The organism is Streptomyces sp. NBC_00988 (assembly GCF_045162645.1).
In the GTDB taxonomy this organism is placed as follows: Bacteria; Actinomycetota; Actinomycetes; order Streptomycetales; family Streptomycetaceae; genus Streptomyces.
In genome coordinates this window covers 148,028-171,017 of record NZ_CP108730.1, presented here as the reverse complement: position 1 = coordinate 171,017, position 22,990 = coordinate 148,028, and the positions used below count along the sequence as shown (strand labels likewise).

Annotated in this window: 16 protein-coding genes, 3 pseudogenes and 2 CRISPR repeat arrays; of the genes and pseudogenes, 10 read left to right on the top strand and 9 right to left on the bottom strand. The window is 70.3% G+C overall.

Going from position 1 to position 22,990, the window contains the following annotated elements:
• Positions 1-130: 130 nt before the first annotated feature.
• Positions 131-262 (bottom strand): annotated as a pseudogene (locus OG496_RS00785) (DDE endonuclease); the annotation flags it as partial.
• Between the two features lie 697 nt (positions 263-959).
• Between OG496_RS00785 and OG496_RS00780 the strand changes: the two are divergent.
• A complete protein-coding gene (locus tag OG496_RS00780; RefSeq protein WP_405969093.1) occupies positions 960-1,478 on the top strand; it encodes a hypothetical protein in 519 nt (172 codons plus the stop codon).
• Here OG496_RS00780 and OG496_RS00775 read toward each other — a convergent pair.
• Positions 1,438-1,938, bottom strand: coding sequence for a hypothetical protein (locus OG496_RS00775; RefSeq protein WP_405969092.1), 501 nt, complete (start codon positions 1,936-1,938; stop codon positions 1,438-1,440). The genes OG496_RS00780 and OG496_RS00775 overlap by 41 nt on opposite strands.
• A 147-nt stretch (positions 1,939-2,085) precedes the next feature.
• Here OG496_RS00775 and OG496_RS00770 point away from each other — a divergent pair, with 147 nt between their 5' ends.
• Positions 2,086-2,568 (top strand): NADAR family protein, encoded by a 483-nt coding sequence (locus OG496_RS00770; protein WP_405969091.1) that lies wholly within the window; start codon positions 2,086-2,088, stop codon positions 2,566-2,568.
• Between the two features lie 61 nt (positions 2,569-2,629).
• On the opposite strand, the pseudogene OG496_RS00765 reads toward OG496_RS00770, so the two are convergent.
• Positions 2,630-2,899: pseudogene (locus OG496_RS00765) on the bottom strand (IS630 family transposase); the annotation flags it as partial.
• 372 nt (positions 2,900-3,271) lie between these two features.
• Positions 3,272-5,254: a CRISPR direct-repeat array (repeat unit 29 nt; unit sequence GGGACCAACCCCGCGGGTGCGGGGAGCAG).
• 349 nt (positions 5,255-5,603) lie between these two features.
• On the opposite strand from OG496_RS00765, the gene cas3 reads away from it, so the two are divergent.
• Genes cas3 through cas2e form a run of 8 tightly spaced genes read left to right on the top strand, consistent with a single transcriptional unit; the run spans position 5,604 to position 14,877 of the window.
• Positions 5,604-8,396: a CRISPR-associated helicase Cas3' gene (cas3, locus tag OG496_RS00760; protein WP_405969090.1), complete on the top strand. Its 2,793-nt coding sequence runs from the start codon at positions 5,604-5,606 to the stop codon at positions 8,394-8,396.
• Positions 8,389-10,110: a type I-E CRISPR-associated protein Cse1/CasA gene (gene casA / locus OG496_RS00755; protein ID WP_405969089.1), complete on the top strand. Its 1,722-nt coding sequence runs from the start codon at positions 8,389-8,391 to the stop codon at positions 10,108-10,110. The genes cas3 and casA overlap by 8 nt, the downstream gene beginning before the upstream one ends.
• On the top strand, positions 10,107-10,811 hold the full coding sequence (casB, locus tag OG496_RS00750; RefSeq protein ID WP_405969088.1) for a type I-E CRISPR-associated protein Cse2/CasB: 705 nt from the start codon (positions 10,107-10,109) through the stop codon (positions 10,809-10,811). The genes casA and casB overlap by 4 nt, the downstream gene beginning before the upstream one ends.
• The gene (gene cas7e, locus OG496_RS00745) at positions 10,808-12,022 is read left to right on the top strand and encodes a type I-E CRISPR-associated protein Cas7/Cse4/CasC (protein WP_405969087.1); all 1,215 of its coding nucleotides are present in this window, start codon (positions 10,808-10,810) and stop codon (positions 12,020-12,022) included. The genes casB and cas7e overlap by 4 nt, the downstream gene beginning before the upstream one ends.
• Positions 12,019-12,753, top strand: a complete 735-nt coding sequence (cas5e, locus tag OG496_RS00740) for a type I-E CRISPR-associated protein Cas5/CasD (RefSeq protein ID WP_405969086.1) — start codon at positions 12,019-12,021, stop codon at positions 12,751-12,753. The genes cas7e and cas5e overlap by 4 nt, the downstream gene beginning before the upstream one ends.
• Positions 12,753-13,553, top strand: coding sequence for a type I-E CRISPR-associated protein Cas6/Cse3/CasE (gene cas6e / locus OG496_RS00735; RefSeq protein WP_405969085.1), 801 nt, complete (start codon positions 12,753-12,755; stop codon positions 13,551-13,553). Before cas5e ends, cas6e begins: the two co-directional genes overlap by 1 nt.
• Complete coding sequence (gene cas1e / locus OG496_RS00730; protein ID WP_405969084.1) at positions 13,550-14,530, top strand: type I-E CRISPR-associated endonuclease Cas1e; 981 nt, start codon at positions 13,550-13,552, stop codon at positions 14,528-14,530. Before cas6e ends, cas1e begins: the two co-directional genes overlap by 4 nt.
• Positions 14,527-14,877: a type I-E CRISPR-associated endoribonuclease Cas2e gene (cas2e, locus tag OG496_RS00725; RefSeq protein WP_405969083.1), complete on the top strand. Its 351-nt coding sequence runs from the start codon at positions 14,527-14,529 to the stop codon at positions 14,875-14,877. Before cas1e ends, cas2e begins: the two co-directional genes overlap by 4 nt.
• A 92-nt stretch (positions 14,878-14,969) precedes the next feature.
• A CRISPR array of direct repeats spans positions 14,970-16,218; the repeat unit is 29 nt; unit sequence GCGCTCCCCGCACCCGCGGGGATGGTCCC.
• 936 nt (positions 16,219-17,154) lie between these two features.
• Here the strand turns inward: cas2e and OG496_RS00720 are convergent.
• The 6 genes and pseudogenes from OG496_RS00720 to OG496_RS00695 form a co-directional block, all read right to left on the bottom strand.
• Positions 17,155-17,805, bottom strand: a pseudogene (locus tag OG496_RS00720) (DUF2637 domain-containing protein); the annotation flags it as partial.
• Between the two features lie 206 nt (positions 17,806-18,011).
• The gene (locus tag OG496_RS00715; RefSeq protein ID WP_405969082.1) at positions 18,012-21,428 is read right to left on the bottom strand and encodes a hypothetical protein; all 3,417 of its coding nucleotides are present in this window, start codon (positions 21,426-21,428) and stop codon (positions 18,012-18,014) included.
• Positions 21,429-21,881, bottom strand: a complete 453-nt coding sequence (locus tag OG496_RS00710) for a TadE/TadG family type IV pilus assembly protein (RefSeq protein ID WP_405969081.1) — start codon at positions 21,879-21,881, stop codon at positions 21,429-21,431. It abuts the gene before it with no gap.
• On the bottom strand, positions 21,881-22,333 hold the full coding sequence (locus tag OG496_RS00705) for a TadE/TadG family type IV pilus assembly protein (RefSeq protein WP_405969080.1): 453 nt from the start codon (positions 22,331-22,333) through the stop codon (positions 21,881-21,883). The genes OG496_RS00710 and OG496_RS00705 overlap by 1 nt, the downstream gene beginning before the upstream one ends.
• Positions 22,334-22,338: 5 nt before the next feature.
• Positions 22,339-22,764: a TadE family protein gene (locus tag OG496_RS00700; RefSeq protein ID WP_405969079.1), complete on the bottom strand. Its 426-nt coding sequence runs from the start codon at positions 22,762-22,764 to the stop codon at positions 22,339-22,341.
• Positions 22,764-22,967 (bottom strand): hypothetical protein, encoded by a 204-nt coding sequence (locus OG496_RS00695; protein ID WP_405969078.1) that lies wholly within the window; start codon positions 22,965-22,967, stop codon positions 22,764-22,766. Before OG496_RS00695 ends, OG496_RS00700 begins: the two co-directional genes overlap by 1 nt.
• Between the last annotated feature and the right edge of the window lie 23 nt (positions 22,968-22,990).

The window sequence follows — 22,990 nt, the reverse complement described above, 5'->3', positions numbered from 1 at the left end:
GCCAGAGCGGCCTGGAGAGTCCGGGGCGGCCCGTCACGTATGCATCGAAGCTCCAGTTGAACGAGGTGACCTTCCCAAGTCGCCTTGCACCGCTGGAGAAGCTCCTACTGACCTTGAATGCGTGATGTCGTCATGGTGAGGCGAGTGACAATCCGGTGCCGGTGAGACAGCCGTCGAGCACATCGTGGCGGTACTGGAGCTGGCGTAAGCCCCGCCGGATGGCGGTGATCAGGTCTTGCGGGTCGGCGAACGCGCGGTTGGCCGCCGCCTGATGCGTCTGTCCGGCGTCGGGGAGAAGTCTGCGGCGCACGCTGGTGCGGCCAAGCCCGGGCGCTCGACGAAGGTGCCCCGCTGAGGTCAGGGAGCGGCCGAAGCGATCTCGGCGGTCGCCCCTTCGATACCTTCAACGGACCCGCTACGACAGCGCCCTGCCCGCCGGCGGCCTCATGCATCCCTTACAGGACGGTGCCGCTCGCTCGTAAAGATCACCCGCGCGCTGACCTGTGACTCAGCCTTGGCGTTGGCCTTTGGGGAGAATCACTGGGACACGGGTGTTCCGCCCGTGATCGCCCTGCGCGGCGGAAGGCCCATGGGGCGATCTTGGATCAGGTATTCCCGGGCCGCTCGCGTCCGTTGGGCGCGGCCGTGTGACTGGGTCACCGTCGTGACTCCCGATTTTGTCCTCCTCCGGGCGCTTGTCGATGCATCGCCCGCGATCGTCACCCGGCCCGGCCTCGGCGCGCCGGATGCGTGGATCCGCTCGGCCGAGCCGGTCGTGGGCCCCCTCGCGCCGTCCTACCGCTCGCGAGCGTCGCTCCGCCCGGCGAGTGTGCTGCTGAGCACCTGACCGCCGGGGACGCCTCGACTGGGGCTGGCTCTGCTTCTACACCGAACCCGCCGGCAGCGATGCATACCACCTCTTGCTGGACCGTCCCGCGGGACCGGGCACGGAGCATGCGGTGATCCGGCGGGACGGTCACACCGGCGCTGAGGAGGAGGCCGCCGAGTCGTTCGCGGGTTTCCTGACCGGACACGTGGCGCGGGTCGCCGGGGTCGGTGATGGGCCCACTCCTTCGCTGGCCCGGCTGTGGCGGTCGACGCCCGGTGTCCACCTCCCCGGCGGTGTGGTGATCTACGGCCCGCAGGACATCCTCGAACGCAACGAAACCTACAAGGTGGGCGAGTACCAGCCGGACTGGATTCTCATCGGCGATGACAGCGGGGGCGTGGCCTGTTCGTGCGGCGCGGCGGCGGTGACGGGGCGTCCGTCTACCGCCTCGATCTCGGGGCGGGTGACAACGACATCGACAGCCCCGGCGTGGGCGAATGGGTCACGGACGACCTCGCGGACTGGCTGCCGGCCCGACATGGCAGGAGTCGCGGCGCCGGTCAAGGCCCGCAGACCGGCCGGTCGGGGACCTCCGTCCCCGCCGGACCTCATGTCGCGGACGGCGCCGGCCGTGTATGTGCCCGGGTGACCCAGCGGTAGGTGAGGTGGACCGCGAGGCCCAGCAGGGTCATGAGGACCGAGGCGGCCAGGGCGACCACGTCGAGGGTGTTGCGGACCAGTGAGTTCCACAAGCCGATGCTCGACTGCAGGGCGACGGTGCCGGTGTGCCGGGGGTCGTACACCACGCTCACGGTGTCACGTGCCGCGATGGTGCCGGTGACGTAGGCCAGTTGGGCATCGACGGTCGTCCCGTCGGATGTCGCGAAGCGCACCCGGCAGTAGGCGTTCCCCGCGGGGTTGTCCTCGGGCCGGCTCACCGGAGTGCATGCGGTGACGACCGCCCGGGCGTGGACGCCACGGCTGCGCAGGGCCGAGGTCACGCCCGTGTCGTGCGGTATCAGGTAGAACACGCTGAGGACGAACAGCAGGACCCCCAACGCGATCATCGCGAGCGAACCGTTCCGCACGGTCCGGGCATGGTCCGGCACAGATCCCATCGTTCCTGCCCTCTGATGTCTGTGCGTCGTCACGCGGGCACGTTAGTAGTGAAGGGCCGGGCTTGGCGAAGAATTTTGATTGCGGGGCAGGGGCATGCCTGACAGGGTGCGGGTTTCCGTCCCTTCCGTGAGGTTCCCATGACGATCTACTTCTATGGCGCCGGCGAAGTACCTTACGGATGCTTCTCGAACTTTTCTGATCATGGTTTCGACCTCGACGGGGTCTGGTGGCCGACCTCGGAGCACTACTTCCAGGCGCAGAAGTTCAAGGGCACTCGCCACGCGGACCCCGTCCGGCGCGCTCGCACGCCGCTGCGGGCAGCGGAGCTGGGCCGGGACTCGTCCAAGCCTCTGCGGAGGGACTGGGAACGGGTCAAGGACGACGTGATGCGCCGTGCGGTGGCAGCCAAGTTCCACGCGCATGCCGACATCCGTGACATTCTGCTGTCCACCGGTGACGAAGAGATCGTCGAGGACACGACCACCGATCACTACTGGGGTCGGGGCAGGACCGGGAACGGCCAGAACATGCTCGGGCGGATTCTGGTGCGCACCCGTAGCCGGCTGCGCGCCGAACTCGCCGAAGCCCTCGACAACGATGGCCCCCGCCCAAGGCCGTGATCCGGAAAACGTGTGTGGGGCGCCGCATGTGCAGGACAGCCCAGTCCGCGTCGAAGACGGGGCGTCCGCCCCAGCGGGTGCCTTTCTCTCTGCGGATACGGACGCGTTCCCGGCGTTGTGCGGTGACGGTGCCGGGGTGGCGGGCATTGGTGTTGCACCGGCGCAAGTAGGCGTGCAGGGCTCGGCTCTCCACGGTGTGGCTGGGGTGGTGGGAGTTGGCGAGGATGACCTGACGCAAGGGGCCGAAGTGTGCCTCGATGAGGTTGGACGGGGAGGCGCAGGCCGGGGTGAAGCACAGTTCGGCCCTGTGGTTCTTCGCCCAGCGCCGGATGGCGGCGCCACGCAGCCCCTGGGGCCGATGCCGCACTGTGCCGCAACCCGCTCATCCCGTCGGCGATGTTCCCACCAACGGATGGCAGTGTTGGCACATGGCCGAAGACGAAGATCCCCATCCCGATGGCTGGCCGGCGCAGGCACGCACGTCGTTCCTCACCTCCGTGTGGGACATGGTCGTCGACGAGGATGCCTGCACCGACGGCTACCCGTCCTGGATCGAGTCCTGGCTACGAGGTCACGGGCAGGAGAACGTTCCCGGCAGTGCATCGGCTGCGGCGCTGCAACGGATCCTGGCGTGCGGTGTGGATCCGGACGATCTCACCGATGTGGTGCGGCAGATGCAGCACGATCTTGTCTACGCGGCCGCGGGACCAACCCCGCGGGTGCGGGGAGCAGAAACAGGCTGGTCATGGCGTGTCTCCCCGGGGGGGACCAACCCCGCGGGTGCGGGGAGCAGGACGGGGGCGCCGCACACGCAGCGCAGCGCCGGGGACCAACCCCGCGGGTGCGGGGAGCAGGTCGGGCGGAGTTGGATCATGCGTAGTCCGCGGGGACCAACCCCGCGGGTGCGGGGAGCAGGAAGAGATGACGCCAGGCGATGTAGTGCGGGAGGGACCAACCCCGCGGGTGCGGGGAGCAGTTGACGATCTGCGGCTGGGCGTAGACGAGGGCGGGACCAACCCCGCGGGTGCGGGGAGCAGATCCGCACCGAACTGATGCCCGCCCTGGGCACGGGACCAACCCCGCGGGTGCGGGGAGCAGGCACCTCGAGGTCTACAGCGCCTCGAAGGCAGCGGGACCAACCCCGCGGGTGCGGGGAGCAGTCGAGCGCGTCCTTGGCGAGCTTGCGGTTGACGGGACCAACCCCGCGGGTGCGGGGAGCAGTCGAGCGCGTCCTTGGCGAGCTTGCGGTTGACGGGACCAACCCCGCGGGTGCGGGGAGCAGTCCTGGGCCTCTTCGGTCCTAGCTGTCGTTGCGGGACCAACCCCGCGGGTGCGGGGAGCAGGTCTGGAGGCCGGAGACCTTGCCGCGCATGTTGGGACCAACACCGCGGGTGCGGGGAGCAGGAAGAAGGTAGCAGCGTGAGCAGCACGATGACGGGACCAACCCCGCGGGTGCGGGGAGCAGGACGAGGCCGCCCCACTGGATCTGTCCGGCGGAGGACCAACCCCGCGGGTGCGGGGAGCAGCGGAACTGCCTCTACCCGGGCTGCATCCGCGAGGGACCAACCCCGCGGGTGCGGGGAGCAGCGTACGCAGAAGATCGTCGCTGTCTTGCTGTTGGGACCAACCCCGCGGGTGCGGGGAGCAGGCCGTCGCGGTGAGCGGCAGCCCGCCAGGGGTGGGACCAACCCCGCGGGTGCGGGGAGCAGGACCCCGGCAGCAACCGGCGCAGCGACGCCCAGGGACCAACCCCGCGGGTGCGGGGAGCAGGGTCTCGAGGGCGGGTGCGCAGGTGGGGTGTCGGGACCAACCCCGCGGGTGCGGGGAGCAGTCCGTGGCTCACGGCGGTGTCCCATCTCTTCGGGGACCAACCCCGCGGGTGCGGGGAGCAGATCCCCGCGGGTGCGGGGAGCACGGGACCGGAGGGACCAACCCCGCGGGTGCGGGGAGCAGGAAAAGGCGGTGGCGATGACACAGATCAGCCTGGGACCAACCCCGCGGGTGCGGGGAGCAGCGCACCGTCAGCACCCCGCCCTGGACTGGGGAGGGACCAACCCCGCGGGTGCGGGGAGCAGAGGTCGGTGCCGGAGGTCTCGATGTCCTCGTAGGGACCAACCCCGCGGGTGCGGGGAGCAGCGGGGGTGAGCCACGCCTCGAGGTCGCTGATCGGGACCAACCCCGCGGGTGCGGGGAGCAGCCGAGGCGAAGCAGAAGGGCATCAACGATGTCGGGACCAACCCCGCGGGTGCGGGGAGCAGTCCTGGACGGCGATCGACAGGTTCTTGCACATGGGACCAACCCCGCGGGTGCGGGGAGCAGACGGCGTCTCTGGATCTGGGTGAGCAGGCGGAGGGACCAACCCCGCGGGTGCGGGGAGCAGAGGGTCGTGGTGCGGTACGGCGCGCTGTTGTAGGGACCAACCCCGCGGGTGCGGGGAGCAGAAGGCGATGCACGAGGGCCTGTTCTACCGCAGGGGACCAACCCCGCGGGTGCGGGGAGCAGGTAGTCGACGGCCTCGAAGACCCGCCAGGTCTGGGACCAACCCCGCGGGTGCGGGGAGCAGCCACCACCTGGTCGCCCTTGCCGTGCGTTACCCGGGACCAACCCCGCGGGTGCGGGGAGCAGCCGGTCTGAAGTGCTCGGACGTAGCGGATGTAGGGACCAACCCCGCGGGTGCGGGGAGCAGACTCGGTGACCTGCAGTGTCATGGCTGTCGAGCGTGGTTCTGAGGGACTTTCACCGAGTCGGTCATTTCGGTCATGGGGTGTGGATCTGTTGGTTGTTGGTCGTCAACTCGTGGGCCGACAGCGGATTGTACGACGGCAAGCCCACCGGTGTGTGGAGCCGGGGAATTCCGGTCGCGGTGGGAGTCGGGTTTGCCGAAGGGGGAGTTGGCGGGCGGTATCGGCCTGTATGTATCTGGGATGGCGGGTGACGGGGAGTGCGGGTTGGGGGATCGGCTTGTGGGGCCGGTGCGGTCGGTGTGGGCGAAGCATGACCGGGACAGTGAGGGCTGGTTGCCGTTGTGGCGGCACATGGACGACAGCGCTGCCGTGGCGGGGCTGTTGTGGGACCGGTGGCTGCCCGCGAACGTACGGGCTTTGATATCCGGGGCGTTGCCGGGTGGTGAGCGGGATGGCCGGCGGCTGGCGGTGTGGCTGGCGGGTGTGCACGACATCGGCAAGGCGACGCCGGCGTTCGCGTGCCAGGTCGACCAGCTCGCCGATGTGATGCGTGCGCAGGGTCTGGAGATGAGGACGCGGCGGCAGTTCGGGCCGGACCGACGGTTGGCTCCGCACGGCATGGCCGGGCAGGTGCTGTTGGCGCAGTGGCTGGAGGAGCGGCACGGCTGGGCGGGGCGGCAGTCGGCTCAGTTCGCGGTGGTGGTGGGCGGGCATCACGGTGTGATGCCCGCCCACGGGCAGCTGAAAGGTCTGGACGACCGCCCTCATCTGTTGCGGACGCCGGGGGCGAGCCGGGCGTTGTGGCGGCGGGTGCAGGAGGAGTTGTTGGACGCGTGCGCCGATGAGTTCGGTGTGCGGGAGCGGCTTGCGGTGTGGCAGGCGGTAAAGCTGCCGCAGCCGGTGCAGGTGCTGCTGTCGGCGCTGGTGATCGTTGCCGACTGGATCGCCAGCAACCCTGATCTGTTTCCGTATTTTCCGCAGGCGGTTCATCGCTCGGGTGCCGAGCGGGTGGCGGCTGCGTGGGAAGGGCTTCGCCTGCCCGGGCCGTGGCACGCCGAGGAACCACCGGCGGACGTGGGGGAGTTGTTCGGTACGCGGTTCGACCTGCCGCCGGGGGCCGTGGTGCGGCCGGTGCAGGAGGCGGCGGTCCGGCTGGCGCGCAGGATGTCTGTCCCGGGGCTGATGGTGATCGAGGCGCCGATGGGGGAGGGGAAGACGGAGGCGGCGCTGGCGGTGGCGGAGGTGTTCGCGGCACGGGCGGGTGCGGGCGGGGTGTTCTTCGCGCTGCCGACGATGGCCACGGGCAATGCGATGTTTCCGCGGCTGCTGGACTGGCTGAAGCGGCTTCCTGCGGCGGACGGCACGCGGCTGTCGGCGTTGCTGGCGCATTCGAAGGCGGCTCTCAACGACGACTACGCGGATCTGATGCGCAAGGGCGCGCAGCGGATCGCCGCCGTCGAGGTGGATGGGGAAGAACGTCCTTGGCGGCCTGCGGATGAGAAGCGGGTCGCGTCGGCCGAACTCGTGGCGCACGCGTGGTTGCGGGGGCGTAAGAAGGCGATGTTGTCGTCGTTCGTCGTGGGCACGGTCGACCAGTTGCTGTTCGCGGGGCTGAAGAGCCGGCATCTGGCGCTGCGGCACCTGGCTGTTGCGGGAAAGGTCGTGGTGATCGACGAGGCGCACGCCTACGACACGTACATGAGTGCCTATCTGGACCGGGTGCTGTCGTGGCTGGGGGCCTACCGGGTGCCGGTGGTGGTGTTGTCGGCGACGCTGCCCGCCGGGCGCAGGCGGCAGTTGGCCGAAGCGTATGCGGGCGTCGAAAGCGCCGTCGGTGTCGAGGAGTTCGAGGCGGTGGCGCAGGCGGACGCCTATCCGCTGCTGACCGTGGTGGCGCCGGGCGGCGCCCCTGTCGTCGAGTGCCCGCAGACATCGGCCCGCGGGACATCGGTTCATCTGGAGCGCTTCGATGACGACCTCGGTGTCCTGGCGGACCGGCTGGCCGTCGAACTGGAGGGCGGGGGCTGCGCGTTGGTGGTGCGCAACACCGTCAACCGCGTTCTGGAGACGGCGCGGGTTTTGCGTGAGCGGTTCGGCGACGACGCCGTGACGGTCGCCCATTCGCGCTTCATCGACGTGGACCGGGCGGCGAACGATGCCGGTCTGCTCGCCCGGTTCGGGCCGCCGGGCAAGAGCCGGGAGCGTCCGCGCGGACCGCATGTCGTGGTGGCCAGCCAGGTGGCCGAGCAGTCCTTGGACGTCGACTTCGACCTGCTGGTGAGCGATCTGTGCCCGGTCGACCTGTTGCTGCAGCGCATGGGGCGTCTGCACCGCCATGAACGGGGCGAGGGCCAGGTGGAGCGTCCACGGCGACTGCGTACGGCGCGCTGCCTGGTGACCGGCGTCGACTGGACGGGGCAGGTGCCGGTTCCGGTACGGGGCTCTGTTGCCGTGTACGGCGCTTATGGGCTGTTGCGCTCGGCCGCTGTCCTGCTGGAGCACCTCGACGGTCCGCGTCGGCCGGTGCGGCTGCCGCAGGACATCAGCCCGTTGGTGCAGAGCGCGTATACGGAAGGCGCGGCCGCTCCGGCCGGCTGGGCGGAGGCGATGGACGCGGCGTGGCAGCGGTACGAGGAGCATCGCAAGGACCAGGCCGAGCGGGCCGGTGCGTTCCGGCTGGACGCGGTGGGCCGGCCGGGGCGCGCGCTGATCGGCTGGGTGGCGGCCGGGGTGGGGGACGCGGACGACACGCGTGCGGGCCGGGCCCAGGTCCGTGACAGCAGGGAGAGTCTGGAGGTCGTGGTCGTGCAGCGGCGCCCCGACGGGTCGCTGGCCACCGTGGACTGGATCGCCCCGGACAAGGCCGGCCTGGAGCTACCCCTGGACCGGCCTCCCGCGCCTGGGGCGGCGAGAGCAGCGGCGGCCTGCGGGCTGCGGCTGCCGACCCAGTTCTCGTATGCGGAGGTGATGGACCGCGCCATCGCCGAGCTGGAGGAACTCTACGTTCCCGCCTGGCAGGTGAAGGACAGTCACTGGCTGGCCGGCCAGCTGATTCTCGCGCTGGACGCCGATTGTCAGACCCGTCTGGCAGGGTTCCAACTCCGCTACAGCCCCTCCGACGGCCTTGAGGTGACGCGTGTCTGACACCAGTGAAAGTCGTGCGAACGGCCCGTTATCGTTCGACCTGACTTCGCGGCCCTGGATCCCGGTTCTGCGGCGGGACGGCACGTCGGACGAGTTGTCCCTGCGGGAAGTGTTCGCCCAGGCCCACGGCCTGCGCCGGATCGTCGGCGATGTGCCCACCCAGGAGTTCGCCCTGCTGCGGCTGCTGCTGGCCGTGGTCCACGACGCCCTGGACGGCCCGCGTGACACCGAGGATTGGGCGGAGCTGTGGGCGGACGACGACTGCTTCGCGCCGCTCCCGGCGTACTTCGATACGCACCTCGGCCGGTTCGACCTGCTGCATCCGCGTACCCCGTTCTTCCAGGTGGCGGATTTGCGCACAGCGCGCGACGAGGTGTTCTCGCTGAACCGGATCGTCGCCGACGTCCCCAACGGGGATCCGTTCTTCACCTCCCGGATGCCTGCGGTGGACCGGCTCGCCTTCGCGGAGGCCGCCCGCTGGGTGGTGCACGCCCACGCCTACGACACCTCAGGCATCAAGACCGGCACCGTCGGCGACGCCCGTGCCAAGAACGGCAAGGTGTACCCGCTCGGGGTGGGCTGGGCGGGCGCCCTGGGCGGGGTCTTCGTCGAGGGCGACACCCTGCGCGAGACGCTGCTGCTCAACCTGGTCGCCGCGGACACCACCGGGGTGCGCATCGACGGCGACGACCGTCCGGCCTGGCGACGCGAGCCGTGCGGTTCCACAGCCGCTGCGGATCGGCACCCCTCGGGCGTACGGGATCTGTACACCTGGCAGACGCGCCGGCTGCGGCTTCACTTCGACGAGCATGGCGCCCAGGGCGTCGTCCTCGGCTACGGTGACCCGCTCACCGCGCACAACCTGCACACGCGCGAGCCCATGACCGCGTGGCGGCGCAGCAAGGCGCAGGAGAAGAAGCGCGGCGAGGCTCTGGTCTACCTGCCCCGGGAGCACGATCCCTCGCGGGCCGTGTGGCGCGGTCTGGCCTCGCTGATTGCTGAGCGGGAGGTCGCCGGCCAGGGGGCGCAGGCCGCGTCCGCGCTGCGTCCCGGGATCCTGGAGTGGGTCGCCCGGCTGGTCACCGAGGGAGAACTGCCCCGCGGGTTCCTGATCCGGACGCGGGTGGTCGGCGCGGTGTACGGCACCCAGCAGTCGGTGATCGACGAGATCGTCGACGACCACCTGGCCATGGCGGTCCTGCTGCTGCACCGTCAGGACCGGGAGTACGCGCAGCAGGCGATCGACGCAGTGGGGGACGCCGAGCGCGCCGTCACCGTTCTCGGAGACCTCGCCACCGACCTGGCGCGGGCCGCCGGCACGCAGACGGACGGGCCCCGCAGCAGGGCCCGCGAACGCGGCTTCGCGGCCCTGGACGATCCGTACCGCCTCTGGCTGCGCACGCTGGCCGATGCCGCGGACCCCGACGAGCAGCGCACGCTCTGGCGACGCCGGACCCGTCGCATCATCCGCCGGCTCGGCGACGAGCTGCTGGCCGAGGCTGGAGACGCCGCGTGGGAGGGCCGCATCGTGACTACCCCCAAGGGTGCCGTGTGGTTCAACTCCGCCTACGCCGAAGGGTGGTTCCGGTATCGGCTCGGCGACGCCCTGGGCCTTTCGGACTCTGCCGGTCCCGAGGCCGACGAGCAGCAGCCTTCCGGCACCGACTCCGACGCAGCCGACGCAGGACTCCCCACAGATAGGGCACGCTCGTGACCACTCCCACCTTCGTCGCTCTTCCGGAACGGGTCGGGCAGATCACCGCCACGAACATCAACGGCCTGCAGCGGGGCTACTTGAGCGACCAGCCGCGCGCGGTGGCGGCCCTGGCCCGGCTGCGCCGCGGTGCCGGCAAGGACGTCCACCAGGTTCCGGACCTGTGGGGACTGATCGACACCGGCCCCCTGCACGACCCGACGCACGAGGGCGGACTGCCCCCGCGCGAGGACGACTTGGCCCGTGCCGAAGACGCCGTGCACGTCGCTCTGACCCTGTGGGCCCTGCACCAGCAGTCCCGCGGAACCGGCATGCACCGCACCGACCGCAAGGACGCACCCACCGGTCTGGGATCCGCCGTCCGCCGGCTCATGCCCAAGGGGGACATCGACGAGACGATCCTCAAACGCCTCGTCCGCGCCGGCCACGCCCCGGACCTTCCCTCACTGGCACAACGGCTGCGGGAGATCGTGCTGCTCCTGCGCCGCGAGGACATTCCCCTCGACTACGCCCTGCTCGCCGGGCAGTTGTGCCACTGGCAGCGGCCGGGCGGCCGGGACGACGTACGCCGCGCATGGGGCCGCTCCTTCCACGCCTACCGCCCGGCCAAGGACTCCGAGCCCGATCCCGGTGACCGGGCCGGATCAACTCCCGCCACAGGCCCTGCTTCTGACTCCGACACGACCAAGGACGCCTCGTGAACCGCATCTTCCTCGACGTGCACGCCCTGCAGACCGTGCCGCCCAGCAACCTCAACCGCGATGACACCGGCGCCCCGAAGTCGGCCGTCTACGGCGGCATCCCGCGGGCCAGGGTCTCCAGCCAGGCCTGGAAGCGTGTCACCCGCGAGTACTTCGGCGCCGAGAACCTGCTCGACCCGAGCGAACTGGGCGTGAGGACGAAGAAGGTCGCAGAGATTCTCGCGGACCGCATCACCACTCTCGACGCGTCGATCAAGGACGCTGACGCGCTGTTGCTGGCGGTCGAGGTGATCGAGACGGCCACCGGCTCGAAGATGGTGGTACCGGAGCGCAAAGCGCGCACGGCGAAAGCCGAAGCGGCGGGCGAGAAGGTGGAGGAGGTGGCGCCGCAGTCCAAGTATCTGATGTTCCTCAGTGCCCGGCAGCTCGACGGCCTGGCCGCGCTCGCGATCGAAGGCGCCGCCGACATCACGGCGTACCTGAAGGACAAGGACAACAAGGCGCGCGCCAAACAGATCGCGGACACCCGCCACTCCGTCGACATCGCCCTGTTCGGGCGCATGGTCGCCGACTCGACCGACTTCAACGTCGACGCAGCCACCCAGGTCGCCCACGCCATCAGCGTGCACCGCGTGGACAACGAGTCCGACTACTACACGGCCGTCGACGACAAGAACACCGACGCCGAGACCGGCGCCGGAATGATCGGAACGGTCGACTTCAACTCCGCGACCCTCTACCGCTACGCCGCCGTCAGCGTGCACCAGCTCGCCGCCAACCTCGGCGAAGGACTGCGCGATGACGAACCCGTCACCACCCCCGTCCGCCGCGCCGTCGAGGCGTTCGTGCACGCCTTCGTCGCCTCCCTGCCCAAGGGAAAAATCAACACGTTCGGGCACCACACCCTGCCGGACGCCGTCGTCGTCAAACTCCGCACCACCCGGCCCATCAGCTTCGTCGCCGCCTTCGAAGAACCGGTGAGCGCCGAAGCGGGCGGCGGACATCTGCGCGAGGCCTCTACCCGCCTGGCCGAGTACATCCCCGAGATCGAACGGGCCTACGGCGATGAGCAGTCCACCCTGACCTGGGTCCTGCGCGTGGGAGCCGCCACCGACAAGCTCGCCGGCATCGGCCAGGAGACCCCCAGCCTCTCCGCCCTCGTCGAGACGGTCGGCCAGGCCGTGGCCGAGCGCATGGACAAGCCCGCATGAGCGTGCTGACCCTGCGGCTGGCAGGCCCCCTGCAAGCATGGGGGGCCTCCGCCCGGTTCGCCCGCCGCACCACCGAGTCCGCCCCCACCAAGAGCGGCGTGATCGGCATGCTCGCCGCGGCCCGAGGCATGGACCGCGGCGACGACGAGACACTCGCCCACCTGGCCCAGCTCCGCTTCGGCGTCCGCATCGACCAACCCGGCACCCGGATCCGGGACTTCCAGACCGCCCACCACGCCGACACCGGCAAGTCGATGCCGCTGTCCGAGCGTTACTACCTCGCCGACGCCGCATTCGTCGCCGCGGTCGAGGGCGAGGACGCACTCCTCGACGAACTCGACGCCGCCCTGCACCACCCCGTCCACGCGCCCTACCTCGGCCGACGCTCCTGCCCACCGGCCCACCCGGTCCGCCTCGGCCTGCACCACGGCACCGACCTCGCCCAGGCACTCCAGGCGGAGCCCTGGCAGGCCTCCGCCTGGTACCGCACACAGCGCCGCCGCGACGCGACCGTCTCCCTGACCGTGCTGCGCGAAGCCCGTCCCGGCGAACCCGACGCCGACCTGCTGCGCGACCAGCCCCTCAGCTTCGCCGCCGAACACCGCCAACACGCCCTGCGCACCGTGGTCACCACGACCGTAGAGGTGCCCAACCCCAGCGCCAGGACCGCCTCGACACCCAGGTCCGTACCCCGGCACGACCCGTTCGCCGCTTTGGAGGAGAGCGCCTGATGTACCTGTCCCGCTTCCGTATCAACACCAGGCGCCCCGGCGCCCGGCGCCTCCTCGCCTCCCCCCAGTCCCTGCACGCAGCCGTGATGTCGTCGTTCCCCCACATCCTGCCCACGACCTCGGCCGACCCGGCCCCGCCGTCCGAGGGCCCGCGGGTGCTGTGGCGCCTGGACCACAACGCCGCCGCCGAGGTCTTCCTGTACGTGGTCAGTCCCGACCGCCCCGACCTGACCCACCTCGTCGAACAGGCCGGATGGCCGGCCGCCGCGGCGGCCGACCCGGACAAACCCGGCTGGCAGACCCGGCCCTACGCCCCCTTCCTCGACCGCCTCAGCCGGGACACCACCTGGGCGTTTCGGCTCACCGCCAACCCGTTGCACCACATCCGCCGCAAGGACGACGAACCGATCAAAAGGACCGCCCACCTCACCCCGGTCCATCAGATGGCATGGCTCCTCGACCGCCAGGAACGCTGCGGATTCCGCATCTGCGAAAAACCCGACACCAAGCGACTGCTGCCCGGCGGCACCACGCACCACAAGGCCGTCCACCACGGCGACCGCTACGAACTCACCGTCCGCGACCAGCGCAACCTGTCCTTCGCCAAGTCCCGCAGCGACAACACGCCCGGACGCAAGCCGGTCACCCTGGTCGCCGTCACCTTCGACGGCCGCCTCCAGATCACCGACCCCGACCTGCTGCGCCGCACCCTCGCCCAGGGCCTCGGCAAGGCCAAGGCCTACGGCTGCGGACTGATGACCCTCGCCCCACTCCCCACCACAAGTGAGCGCACCCCGTGAGCACCGTCGGCCGCCGCGCCGCCCTCACCCCACGCCACCTCACCCGCACCAGCGAGCGCCTCTCCTTCATCTACCTCGAACGCTGCACCGTCCACCGGGACGCCAACGCCATCACCGCCGAGGACGCCGACGGCACCACCCACATCCCCTCCGCCACCATCGGCACCCTCCTCCTAGGCCCCGGCACACGCATCACCCACCAGGCGATGAGCGTCCTCGGCGAGACCGGAGCAGCCGTCGCCTGGGTCGGCGAGAACGCAGTGCGCTACTACGCCAGCGGCCGCGCACTGACCCGCTCCTCCGCACTCGCCGAGGCCCAGGCCCTGAAATGGGCCAACCCCCGCACCCGCCTCGCCGTCGCACGCGCCATGTACCGCCTGCGCTTTCCCGACGAAGACCCCGCCGGACTCACCCGGCAAGAACTCCTGGGCCGCGAAGGCCGACGCGTCAAGGACTGCTACCGCGAACACGCCGCCCGCACCGGCATCCCCTGGCGAGGCCGCAAATACACCCCCGGCGACTTCACCAGCGGCGACCCCGTCAACCAGGCCGTGACCGCCGCCGCACAATGCATGTACGGCATCGCCCACGCCGTCGTCGCCTCCCTCGGCTGCACCCCCGCACTCGGCTTCGTCCACTCCGGCCACGAACTCTCCTTCGTCCTCGACATCGCCGACCTGTACAAAACCGAGATCGGCATCCCCCTCGCCTTCGACATCGCCGCGGAAGACGAAGAGGACGTCGGCGCCCGCACCCGCCGCGCCCTACGAGACCGCATCAACGCAACATCCCTGCTGGACCGCTGCGTTGACGACATCAAGGGCCTCCTCGTGTCGGACACCACCGGCACGGACGCCCACCGCGCCGACGAAGAACAGGACCGCGTCACGCTCCAGAGCGACCGAGGCCAGGAAGTGGCCTCGGGATACAACTACGGGGGCGCGGACGCGAGTGACGTGGAGGCGGTGCCCTGGTGACCGTGATCGTCCTCACCAACTGCCCGCCTGGACTACGCGGGTTCCTCACCCGCTGGCTCCTCGAAATCTCCGCCGGCGTCTTCATCGGCAACCCCTCCGCCCGCATCCGAGACGCCCTCTGGAACGAAGTCCAGCAATACGCCGGACAGGGCCGCGCCCTCCTCGCCCACACCACCAACAACGAACAGGGCTTCACCTTCCGCACCCACGACCACAGTTGGCACCCAATCGACCACGAGGGCCTGACCCTTATTCGCCGCCCCGACCCCAACACTCCCTCCACCAACAACACGCCCAAACCCGGCTGGAGCAACGCCGCCAAACGGCGTCGCTTCATGAAGAGCTGAGGACCAATAAGCGGGATATGCGGCAGATGCCGGAACCAGTGCAAGTGCTAGAGAAGCCAGTAGGTCACGGGTAAAGCAGCAGGTCGAGAAGTGCGCTCCCCGCACCCGCGGGGATGGTCCCGTCGACGGTTCAGAGCGTGTCGGCTTCTTCCCGCGCTCCCCGCACCCGCGGGGATGGTCCCCCAACCGGCGCCCCCAGGGTCGGCCCAAGGGAGCGCTCCCCGCACCCGCGGGGATGGTCCCGAATAACAAACACGCCGACCACGAACGACCTGGCGCTCCCCGCACCCGCGGGGATGGTCCCCAGGCAGCGGATGGGCAACACCCCCGGCTTCCGCGCTCCCCGCACCCGCGGGGATGGTCCCCAGCTACCTGCCGGCCGAACTTGCTCGAGGAAGCGCTCCCCGCACCCGCGGGGATGGTCCCGTCGACGCACTCCGCGGATACGAAGCCGCCCTGCGCTCCCCGCACCCGCGGGGATGGTCCCTTGCCGTCCAGGCCCATCGCCTCGCGGTAGTCGTGCTCCCCGCACCCGCGGGGATGGTCCCCAGCTTCCGGTTCGTTGAGGTTCAGAGAGATGGTGCTCCCCGCACCCGCGGGGATGGTCCCGTGGACGGCCAGGCCAGCAGGGAAATTCACGAGTGCTCCCCGCACCCGCGGGGATGGTCCCGACAACGACGGAGGCACCAAATGCTCTACACCGTGCTCCCCGCACCCGCGGGGATGGTCCCGTCTATCGTCACGCGTTACGGTAACGAGTGACGTGCTCCCCGCACCCGCGGGGATGGTCCCAGGACGGCACCGGGGGCTCGTTGAATGGCCGGGTGCTCCCCGCACCCGCGGGGATGGTCCCGGAAACCTGAGCGGGATCTGATGCCGAGCGGCGTGCTCCCCGCACCCGCGGGGATGGTCCCGGCCAATACAAGACCCATCACACGGTCGATTCGTGCTCCCCGCACCCGCGGGGATGGTCCCATGATGGCGAAGAACGCGGCCGACGCCGTGATGTGCTCCCCGCACCCGCGGGGATGGTCCCATGGCCCAGCAGTTCATGGGCCAGGCCGCGGCGTGCTCCCCGCACCCGCGGGGATGGTCCCTGGCTCAAGGTGCTCGTGGCCGTCACCGCCGGGTGCTCCCCGCACCCGTGGGGATGGTCCCACGCTGATGTTCGGCGGCTCCGGCGAACAGGCGTGCTCCCCGCACCCGCGGGGATGGTCCCCACTGGCTGGTCATGTTCGGGTTGTCGGGGCAGTGCTCCCCGCACCTGCGGGGATGGTCCCTGGAAGACCGTCAAGCGGAAGACGGGCGCCGTGTGCTCCCCGCGCCCGCGGGGATGGTCCCGCGACGATCTTCGCGGCGGGCATCCTGGTGGGTGAGGGCTTGCCACCGGTGTTCGAAGGTGTGGTGGTGTTTTTCGAGGTCGTTGGTGTGGATGGGTTGGTTGTACTGGGCTGTGATGCCGTGTCTTGCGAGGTCTTTGGCAACGTGGTCGGGGGCTGGATGGTCGTCGAGGGCTCGGTGTTGGGCCCAGATGGTGTAGATCCGGAACTGTAGGAAGTAGCGGGCGAGTGTCTTGGGCCTGAGGGGCTGGTTGTTGCGGTCGAGGATGCCCTGGGTGGCGAGGCATGCGGACAGTTGGGCCGCGTCTGGTTCCTTGTGCAGTTGTTGGTGGAGGTTCTGCCAGGCCAGGTAGTAGCGGTCGACAGGCGTGAGGCTGTGCCGTGGGGGCGCTGTCTCGTTGCCTGACGTTGACTGGCCGTGCGTCAACCCGGTAGGCGGCACGGGGGTGTTGGGTTCTGGTTCCTGGCCGGAGGCCGGGGGCTGCGTATGTCGTGGCTGGGACACGGCGTCCACGGGCAGGGAATGTCCGGGCTGATGTGGTTCTGCGGCGGCGCGGGAGAGAGTGGCGGCGAACGCTGTTTCGTCCAAGCCGGTGTTTACGACGGTCGGTTCGTCGCGCATCTGCTCCTGCTCTCGGTGTTGCTTTTGCTCCCGCTCTTCGCGCTCGTGGGCGTCCTCCGTCAGAGTGTCCTTTTCCCCGGGGCTGTAGCAGCGGTCGTGGGCGGCCATCTGCCGTATGCCGGAGGACCGCGAACTCGTGTCAGGTCTGGATTGTTGGACGTGCTGGAGCTGTTGGGGAGGCGTGTTGTCCTCGTCCTCGGGCCCGGGAACTTGTTCTCCTCGCAGTGCCGTCGCCTCTGGTGGGGTTGTCTGAGTGACGGACCTGTCCGAGGCGGGGTCGACCGGGACCGTGCTGTTGGGGGGAATGGCCTCCAACTGTGATGTGGGGGGTTGGAGTTCGGGTTCGATGTCGGTGGTGGTGAAGCCGGTGGGGGTGCTCTGGGAGAGGGGGATGCCGTAGCGGGCCAGGCGCAGCGGCATGATGGACTCGACCGGGGCTTTGCGGCGCCAGGCGCGGCCGAAGCGGGAGTGCAGGCGGGCCTGGTAGACGAGGCGGTCCTGCTCCAGCTTGATGACCTGCTCGTAGGAGCGCAGCTCCCAGAGCTTCATGCGGCGCCAGAGCAGGAACGTCGGGATGGGGGAGAGCAGCCAGCGGGTGAGCCGGACGCCCTCCATGTGCTTGTCGGCCGTGATGTCGGCGATGCGGCCGATCGCGTGCCGGGCCGCCTCCACCGAGACCACGAACAGGATCGGGATCACCGCGTGCATGCCGACACCGAGCGGATCGGGCCAGGCCGCGGCGCCGTTGAACGCGATCGTCGCGACCGTCAGCAGCCATGCCGTCTGGCGCAGCAGCGGGAAGGGGATCCTGATCCAGGTCAGGAGCAGATCGAGGGCGAGCAGGACACAGATGCCCGCGTCGATGCCGATCGGGAAGACGTACGCGAAGTTCCCGAAGCCCTTCTTCAGGGCGAGCTCGCGCACGGCGGCGTACGAACCGGCGAAGCCGATACCGGCGATGACCATCCCACCGGAGACGACCACACCGATGAGTCCTCGCTGGGTGCGGCTGAGGGCGGCCGGGGCACTGCGTGGCTCTGGTGGGAGGACGTCGGCCTGCGCTGCATCGTCGGCCGGTCCCTGTCCCGGCTTGGGGCTGGGCCTGGTAGGAGAGGCTGGTGGGGGTATGTAGGTCGGCGATGAGGGCGGTGGTGCCGGTCGGGTCGTGGTCATCACTGCTGCGTCCGGTCGGGGTGCGGTAGGCCGAGGAGGCCGTTGATGAGTTGTTCGGTTTCCGGCTCCAGTGAGCAGTCCAGTGCTCGGTTCACCTGCTGGACACGGGTGATGGCGGTGTGCAGTCCCTGCCGGTTACCTGCCGCGTGCTCGATCCGGAGCCAGTCCCTGTACAGCAGCTCCGCCGTGTCGTCGACCTCGAGGCCGGTCGCGACGGCCTGGCGAGCCGCGCTGAGATCGTGGTGCGGGCCCGCGGGAGTGCGGTAGGTGACCACGGTGTGTGCCACGTCGACGATGCGCGTGATCATTTCCTGCTGGTAGGGCTCCGCCCATGGCAGGGGGCGGCCGCCGAACGGCCGACCCCGCACCAGAGTGAGCGCCTTCTCCAGATCGGCCAGGCCGGGCGGTCCCAACGGCAGGGCGCGTTCGACGAGTTGCAGGAAGCGGCTCCAGTCGCAGCGCACGGCGGGGGAGATTCGGTAGGGGTCGTCGCCGGCCTTGCGGCGCGGCACGTAGGGGTTGCCAGCGGAGTCGTTGCCCAACGCGCCCCGCAGTCCCTGCATCCGGGCGTTGAGGGTGGCGGTCGACCAGGGGCTGATGGGATCCATATCGGAGCACAGGACATCGGCGCCCCGGCCGGGCCGAAAGTGCAGCAGTGCGGCGAGCTGTGCCATCCGCGGGCCGTGGCCGGTGTGTTCGACGCCGGTCACGTGGACCGGACCCAGCACCCGAATCTCGGGCGCGTGCAGGTCATGAACCTCGCAGTCCTCCTTGGTCTCCGGCACGGGGGCTCCGTCACCGCCGCCCCGGTCGTCAGTCGCTGGGACCTGGACGGCGCAGGACACCGCTGAGTTGGCACCCGATTCGTCGGCCTTGGTCTGAGGCGGCGTGCCGGCGGTGGGCAGCAGTCGGAGTGTGGATGGGTCGGTGGTGGCGGCTAGCAGTGCCGGGAAGAAGCCGCTGTCGCTGTCCGCTGCCAGCGTCACGGGAGGGCTCGTGGTGGCGTCGTCGGCCGCGGGGGTGGCCGGGGACTTTGAGGGTGTGGTCTGCTGGGGTGTTTCCACGGTGTCGGGCTCGTCCGGCACGTCCTGCCAGGGCCCCTCGGCCGGGTGGGCCGACTGGGCGGACAACGCCAGCGCGTCAGTGATCTGCTGGTAGGCGGCGTGTTCCAGGCGCTGCACGGTGATGTCGGCACCGACGGAGTCGAGGGGCTGGGGTGTGCTGAGTGAGGCGTTGAGGATCTCTGCTTCGGGGAAGTGCGCGGCCGTGGTACTCGCCGGCGCGATCAGGGTGACGGGCAGTGCTGCGGCCTTGTCGATGGCCTCGGCGAATTGCCAGGCCGTGTCCGTGTCGAACGAGGATGCGCACAGCAGCAGATAGGGCTGATGACTTGTCTCGGGCAACTGGTGCGCCTCCAGCAGCCGCTCGCCCAGATCGCGCAGCGCGTGCGCGGGCTGCCGCATGTGCGCGATCCGTGCGGTGGGCAGCAGGCGGGGCAGATCCTCACCGAACCCGACGGCGACGACCTCGATGTCGCTCGCCCACGGGCTCATCCCGAGTTCCAGGGCGATCGAGACGCACACCTCGGTGATGTGGACCGGGTTGCCGTCCAGAAGTACCGCCTGCGCGCGGGCAAGGTTGAGTAGAACCAGGTCGCCCGCCTCGGTGCTGCCGATCGTGGCCAGCCCCGGATACGGAGCCGGCACCTGACGGGCCGTCTCCTCGTCCAGGAGATCGGCGCCGTCGGCCAGGACCCACCAGCCGGCCTTCCCGGAGGTGAAGGGCGCCAGCGGCTTGTGAGCGAGATCTTCGGGCAGCACCTCCACCGCGTGCGCACCGATCCGCGCGGCCCGCAGCGCCGGCAGGTCCGCCTCGTCCTGGGCCGCCTGGTGGGACATCGTGCGCAGGGCCACGTCCAGGCGAACAGCGCCGCCGGGTTCGGCGGCCGCCGCCAACTGGGCCTCGGCCGATGACGGTTCCGGCGCGATGGCGATCGTCTCGCCCGGTTTGCGGCGGCGGCGCTGCAGCGTCCTGCGCAGGGCCAGAGCGCCGGTGATGGCGGCCGCCAGCAGTGCGCCGGCGCCGAGCACGGTGCGCAGGTTCAGCGGACTGCTCGGCGCAGGCGGCACGGGCGTCGCGGACGCTGTGGCGGCGGGGGAGGAGGCAGTGGAGCTCGATGCCTCGGACGACGCTGACGGCGAGGCAGCAGAGGGAGCAGAGCTCGTGCTGGGCGTGGACGTCGCGGAAGGAGACTGCTCCTGGCCGGGGTGCTCGGCGGGACGGCTGCTCGGGATGCTGGACGGCGTGGACTCCGGAGCGGGCGCCGTGGTGGTTCCCGGCGTCGGAGCCTGCTCATCCCTTGCGGCATCGCCCGGCTTCTGACCCCCGGGCGTCTGGGTGGCCGGGGGAGTGGCCTCCTGGCTGCCCGCCTTCTCACCGTCGCCACTGTCGCGCGGCGGTGCGTGCTGGTCGGCCTGGACGCGGGGCACCGTGACTTCCTGGCCCGCGAAGACCTCATCCGGGTCGGTGATGGCGGGCAGCCCGCCGGGCTGAGCCTTGCCGCGGCTGGCCGCGTACAGCTTCGGCCACTCGTTGCCGTCGCCGAGCTCCTTCTCCGCGATCTTCGACAGGTAGTCGCCCGAGTGGACCGTGACGACATGCTCACTTTCGTCGGCGACAGCCGGGGCGTCGTCGCCCAACTGCGCATGGAAGCCTTCTGCCGTGGAGTCGGCGTGGGGCATCTTGAGCTGCCAGCCGGGCTGCAGGAAGCTGTTCGCGCGGAAGACCTCGCCGCCCGCCATGGTGCGGCCCTCGTTGAGGGCGGCGATCTCCCGCCACCGCTCGCCGTCTCCGAGTTCCTTCTCGGCGATGCTCCACAGGCTCTCCGCCGGCCGTACCTCCCGCACCGTGTACGTCGCATCCTGCGTGCTATCGCTGGCCGCCGTCGCACGGTCCGCGTCCGGGCTCTCCGTGCGTACCTGACCCGGCAGTTGGACGGCCGTGGCACTGGGTGCGGCCTGTGCGGGGGTGGCCAACGCGGAACCGGTGGGCAGCAGCACCAGGATCCCGCCGATCAGGACGGCCGCGGCGCGCTGCGAGGCCCCCAGCCCGCGCGGAGCGTGCCAGGACAGGCCGCGCAATTGCGCGCTCAACTCCCGTACGGCACAGAACGCGAACTGCACCCACCCGATCCATCCCACGGCGACGAGCAGCAGCAGGAACGCCCCGCCGGTGTCCTGCCGGTCCAGCAAGTGGGCGAGGTCGTCGCGGCTGGACGCCCACAAGATGGGGGTCACCCAGGCCAGCAGCAGCGGCAGCCCGGCGACCGCGCCGGCCAGGACCAGCAGACTGCCCGCCGCGGTGACGATCCGGGCCGGGAGGGAACGAGCTGCCGCGAGGGAGTGGGGAGTGCGCATTCAGTTTCCTTCAGGTGCGGTGACGCCGTGCAGAAGAGTCGCTTCGCCGTGGCCGGTCACCGCGAGACTGCCAATCCCGACCACGGGCAGGAACTTCGTGGCATAGCTGTCGGTGATCGTGACGCTGAGCGTCTTGCCGTCCCCGGACACGCTGACTGATCCCGTGGCGCCGGCCGAGCGGAGATAGGCCTGGGCCGCGGCTTGGGCGTCCTGCGGGTCGACCACGATCGCCTTGCCGGTGATGGCCTGGGCCGGGTCAATGGCCTGCCCGCCGGCCCGGGCGGCCTCACCGGCGATGTAGTCGGCGCGTTCGGTGGCACGCATCTTGCTGCCACCGTCGACGGAGATCCCGATGATGCCGATCAGCGCGACCACACACACGGCCACGAAGATCGTGATACCGCCCCGGTCGTCCCACCGCTCCCGGTACCTGGCTGCCAGCCACGCGATCATCAGTCCCCCCGCTGCCGGTACTGATCGACGACCGACGTCGCCGTCGATGTCAGCGTCCTGGCGCCGGGCACACCTGGCAGTAGAAGATCGGACAGGTTGACGGTGCAGTTCACGGTCACGGTGACCGTTCCCACCTGCCCGACGGGCACGTTGAGCCCGCCCGTGTTCACGCTGACGCTGGCGGATGCGCACTTGATGCCCTGATCGTCCAGAGACTCGAGGGCGGCCGCGTGCGCGGCGTCCTGGGCGGCGGCCGCGGTGCGGTGGATGGACGCCTCGCGCGCCGCGTCCTCGGCCGCCGCGTCGATTTTCGCGCCGGACATGACGAGGCGTCCGCCGGCGATCGCCAGACACAGGAACATGATCAGCGGCGGGAGGACGATGGCGGCCTCGATCGCGACACTGCCCTCGTCCCGGCCGGCCGGCCGCTTCCAACGAGCCCAGATGCGCAACGGATTCACCCCCCTGCCGTCGTCCAGCGTTCGACGGGACCCGACGCCGACTGCGTGATCGTGAGGCCTGACAGGCCCGGGATCATCGACAGGGCCGTACCGGACACCTGGACGCGCACGCGTTGTCCGTCGCTGGTGGCCGTGACGCCGTAGCCGCGCAGGCTGTCTCCCGCACTCCGGGCGAGGACCTCCTGCGCGCGGGCCGTACCGTCTGCGGGGGACGCCTGGTAGGCGCGCGCCGCGGTGAGGCCTTCGCGGGCGGCGGTCAGGGCGATCTCCCGGGCGTAGTACCACATGGAGGCCTGGATGACGGCAATAGTGGTGAGCAGGATGACCGGGAAGACGATCGCCATCTGGATCGAGGCGTCGCCGCGGTCATCACCCCAGCGCCGCCCGTCCCACCAGGCCCGGATACGGGCGCCGCTCGGCATCAGATCCCGCTCAGGCTCAGGTTGTACTTCGCGATCACTACGGCGATCGTGCCGGCGATCGCCAGGGCGCCTCCGACGGCGGCAACCCAGATGATGACGGTGGTGATGCTGATATCGCCACGGTCCGGCTGACGGGAGGCCTCCTCCATGCGCGTGGCCAGCCAGCGGGCGGCGCGGTAGGACCGGAATGCGGTGTACTTCATCGGGCGTGCTCCTCCAACAGATT